The sequence below is a fragment of the Microcoleus sp. A6-C6 genome (assembly GCF_036705955.1).
Lineage (GTDB): Bacteria > Cyanobacteriota > Cyanobacteriia > Cyanobacteriales > Microcoleaceae > Microcoleus.
In genome coordinates this window covers 1-3,741 of sequence record NZ_JAUBVR010000158.1, presented here as the reverse complement: position 1 = coordinate 3,741, position 3,741 = coordinate 1, and the positions used below count along the sequence as shown (strand labels likewise).

Below are 3,741 nucleotides of genomic sequence, written 5' to 3'. Positions count from 1 at the left end.
CAGTGTAAAACTCTTTAAGTCCCACATCTAATCCAATCGTTTTGCCTGTCATGGTCGCGAGTTCTACTCGGTCTACTCGGATACAAAACTGGACGTAATATCCATCGGCTCGTTTAATTAGTCGAATTCGTTTGATTTGGTCTGGCTGATAGAAATTAAGATCGCGAGTGCCTTTTAGCTTCAGCTTGCCAATGCCGCACTTATCTGTAAAAGTGATTGATTTCCTATCTTCCGCAAGCTTCCAAGAATTAGTTTTGTATTCAACGGATCGACAGTCTTTTTGGAATCTAGGAAAACCAACGTTTTTACCTTTAATGCCCTTTTTGACGTTTTCGTAAAAACGGGAAATACCAGCCCATGCTCTCTCAGCACTTGCCTGTCGAGCCATTGCACCTAACTTATTCGCAAAGTCGAATTCTTTAGCCCAAATTGCACAATACTTAGAAAGCTCGAACCAAGATTTTGCACCACCATCCATCCACAGCCGGATTGATTTATTGCGAATGAATTGACAAATTCTAATCGCTTCATCGATCGACTGAAACTGATTTGGTTTTGCGTAAGCCTTGAATTCGAGAACAAGCATTTTTCTATTCCTCCTGTTCCTACAATAGCAGACTCGTCATAGGAATACTCAACGATCTGTCAGAATTCGGAGAAAGTCCCCCTAGAAGGGGGAGGCTCGCGTCCCCATTTCTTTGGTAGAATGTAGCCAGCCAGAAATTAAGAATCGCCAAATGGTTTTTCACCCTGACTTTGACCATGACAATGCCCAACAAACCGCAGTCAACCCACTTCTGAAGTACCTCCAACACCAATCTCCGGAGGTTCTAGCCCGCATCGCCAAGTCCGCCAGCCCTGAAATCAAAGAAATTATCTCTCATAACGTTCAAGGACTTGTCGGCGTCTTGCCTTCGGACAATTTTAACGTCGAAATTACCACTGACCGCGAAAACTTAGCAGGTTTGCTAGCTTCAGCGATGATGACAGGCTATTTTCTGAGGCAAATGGAGCAGAGGATGCAGCTAGAAGAAAATTTAGCAAGCACGAGTTCGATTCAACCAAACTCTCCCAAAGAAAAGTAAAAATATCAACGGGTTGGGTAAGCGAGAAAGATGAAAATTGTTGAAAAAATAAACATTCCTGGACAGACAGGGAATTAAGAAACCGGGTTTTTAATCCTATATACCTCGCGATACACGGAGGATTTTGGTGGAAAAACCCGGTTTCTGCCTCTCTAGACTATCGAGCATCAGATTCATCTTTCATCCTCCACCGTGGCAACTAACCACCTGCGGGGCTACCCGATAGGGGAAAAGCACCGGGACGTACTTTAATTTTCTGAACTTGACCCAAACGGTTAATTTCCACTTCGAGTTCTTTGCCCACAGCAGTGTTTTCCACCCGTTCTTGCACGTCTCCTGGAGTGTTGACCGCAATTTCGTCAACTTTTTGGATGACATCTCCGGCGCGCAAGTCGGCTTTTTGAGCAGGGGAATTTTCCACGACTCGGATCACGGCTACGCCTTGATCGATCGTAATTTTATTATCCAGTTGTTTGTTGACTTCTGCTTTGGTGGCGGGAGTCAAGCTGATCATTTGAATGCCGAGATAGGGATGTTCGGCTTTTCCTTTGGCGAATAACTGATCGGAAACTCGTTTGGCAGTTTCGATCGGAATTGCAAATCCCAAGCCCTGAGCGTCGGCGCGAATGGCGGTATTGATGCCAATTACTTCGCCTTGATCGTTGAGTAGCGGGCCGCCCGAATTGCCGGGGTTGATGGCGGCGTCGGTTTGGATGAAGCGGACTCGCTTATCGGGGATGCCGACTTGGGAACTGGTTCTACCGGTGGCGCTAATAATGCCGACAGTCACGGTATTGTCGAGACCTAAAGGATTCCCGATCGCGATTGCCCACTGTCCAGGTACAATGTTATCCGATCGACCGATAGTAACCTGCGGCAGTTCCTTGCCATTAATTTTCACAACAGCGACATCCGTCAGCGGATCGACTCCCTGCACCTTACCCTCAAACTCGCGGCCGTCTTTGAGCGTCACCTTAACAGTATCCGTCCCGGAGACAACATGAGCATTGGTCACGATGCGGCCATCAGCAGTGAGAATAAACCCCGAACCCGTACCGCGCTTGACTCGTTCTTCCGGCTGCGGCAAATTGTCCCCAAAAAACCTGCGAAACAAAGGATTTTTGAAAGCTTCGGGCACTTGATTCGGTAGCTTGGTTGATGCGTCAATCCGCACGACAGCGGGGCCGACTTTTTCGGCTGCTTCAGCAATAAAATTGGGATTGGTGCGATCGACTGGGCGATTTTCCTGAACAGGAGGAGACGCATAGGGCGGGATTTGCTGGCGCACAACGGGCAAAACCAATCCGGTTTCCAGATTGTTTGATCCTTGTAGATAGCGATTCCCCAACCATCCGATGCCTCCGCCAATAGACAGCAAAGTCACATAAAGGGTCATTTGCTTAAAAGATAAATTCATATTTAACAACTCCCGGTGAATACCTCATCCCCGCAGACACATTCGGAATCAAGCGTTTTTGTCTTGGCGACGGGAAGGAAACGGGGCAGGGCGTACCGCTTCCTCTCCTAACATAGCTGTTAACAGACAGGTGCTGATGGGCATCACAGGCAGAAATTGCCTGATTTGCCATCAGCGACCAAAACTAATAATTCTCATCCTAACTTGGCTTAGCGTGGGATTTACAGTCTGGGGGGTGGCTAGAGCTTGTAAATATGCAGTTTCACTCAACTCAAATATTGTCAATTGTCCGAAATGAATACTTTTTTATCTACCTAATGACTTTGAAACGCTTATTTCTGCTGATTTCTACACTACTAAAGGTCGATCGCACCCGCCCAGCAGGCGGCAAATCTTCCACCCGGTGCGCCTTGAGAAAACCCCGATCCGATGTTGCGGGGAGGTGGAGTATCTGCCGGAAGTGCGATCGTCATTCCTCCCTAGGATAGCAGGCTCGTAAAAGTGCCTGCGGGCTGGAATTGGCAAAAACTGGCAGAAGTTTACCAAGTGCGCGCAGATTGGCTGTTTGAGGCGAATGGGTGCAGGTCTTTGGGGCAAACGGTGTTTATTCCTGGGGTGAAAAGGTCGATCGAGTTTTCTGTAAATCCCGATGCAACATCGGTGCAAAGATTTCCGCTACCCGCCCCAGCGGTGGAAGCTTTGCGTTATGGGCGGCAGTGGCATCCGGTGCGTCGCGAGTTTTTTTTCCACAGCGGGGTTTGAAACTGTAACTTAATTTATGGACAAAGCTACCCATCCTTTACTATTTGGGTAGCTTTGTCCGCAATTCGTTGCGATCGCATCACCCCAGACTATTTGCCCCTAGTTCAATTTGTTTTTGGCTCCGTGCCATTGGATTACAGATGCGGGCGTCTTGCGTTATGGGAAGGGTGCATTTGGACTCATTATAATTTTTTTTTACCTGCCATCTTGACGCTCGCAGGAAGTCGTATATAATACGAAGCACAATACATTTACTCATGTCGAGTCAAATGCAGTTAAAAAACACGTAATTAACAGACAGCATAGATTTTGGAAGGAGTGCGACCACTTAGCATTACAATCAAAACATCTATACAATTCTGCTAACTACGTCCAGCGCCAATACTTTTTTGCCAACAACAAGTATTACAACTCCATCAATATTTATCACCAGACTAAGAACTTAGAAGCTTATAGGTATCTACCAACAAAAGTTAG

At 46.9% G+C, this 3,741-nt stretch carries 4 protein-coding genes; 2 read left to right on the top strand and 2 right to left on the bottom strand.

Annotated features, from left to right (window positions below):
- A partial coding sequence (locus QUB52_RS28755) for an RNA-guided endonuclease InsQ/TnpB family protein (RefSeq protein ID WP_442923239.1) occupies positions 1–586 on the bottom strand: 586 nt, incomplete at its 3' end.
- Between the two features lie 151 nt (positions 587–737).
- Between QUB52_RS28755 and QUB52_RS28750 the strand changes: the two genes are divergently transcribed.
- Complete coding sequence (locus QUB52_RS28750; RefSeq protein WP_265233257.1) at positions 738–1,085, top strand: DUF760 domain-containing protein; 348 nt, start codon at positions 738–740, stop codon at positions 1,083–1,085.
- Positions 1,086–1,284: 199 nt separating this feature from the next.
- On the opposite strand, the gene QUB52_RS28745 is transcribed toward QUB52_RS28750, so the two are convergent.
- Complete coding sequence (locus QUB52_RS28745; RefSeq protein WP_332975641.1) at positions 1,285–2,502, bottom strand: HhoA/HhoB/HtrA family serine endopeptidase; 1,218 nt, start codon at positions 2,500–2,502, stop codon at positions 1,285–1,287.
- Positions 2,503–3,003: 501 nt separating this feature from the next.
- Here QUB52_RS28745 and QUB52_RS28740 point away from each other — a divergent pair.
- The gene (locus QUB52_RS28740) at positions 3,004–3,264 is read left to right on the top strand and encodes a hypothetical protein (protein ID WP_332975640.1); all 261 of its coding nucleotides are present in this window, start codon (positions 3,004–3,006) and stop codon (positions 3,262–3,264) included.
- Positions 3,265–3,741 lie beyond the last annotated feature (477 nt).

Bases quoted from the DNA above. Each gene is read 5' to 3' on its own strand.
- QUB52_RS28750 (WP_265233257.1), top strand. From the start codon at position 738: ATGGTTTTTCACCCTGACTTTGACCATGACAATGCCCAACAAACCGCA.
- QUB52_RS28745 (WP_332975641.1), bottom strand. From the start codon at position 2,502: ATGAATTTATCTTTTAAGCAAATGACCCTTTATGTGACTTTGCTGTCT.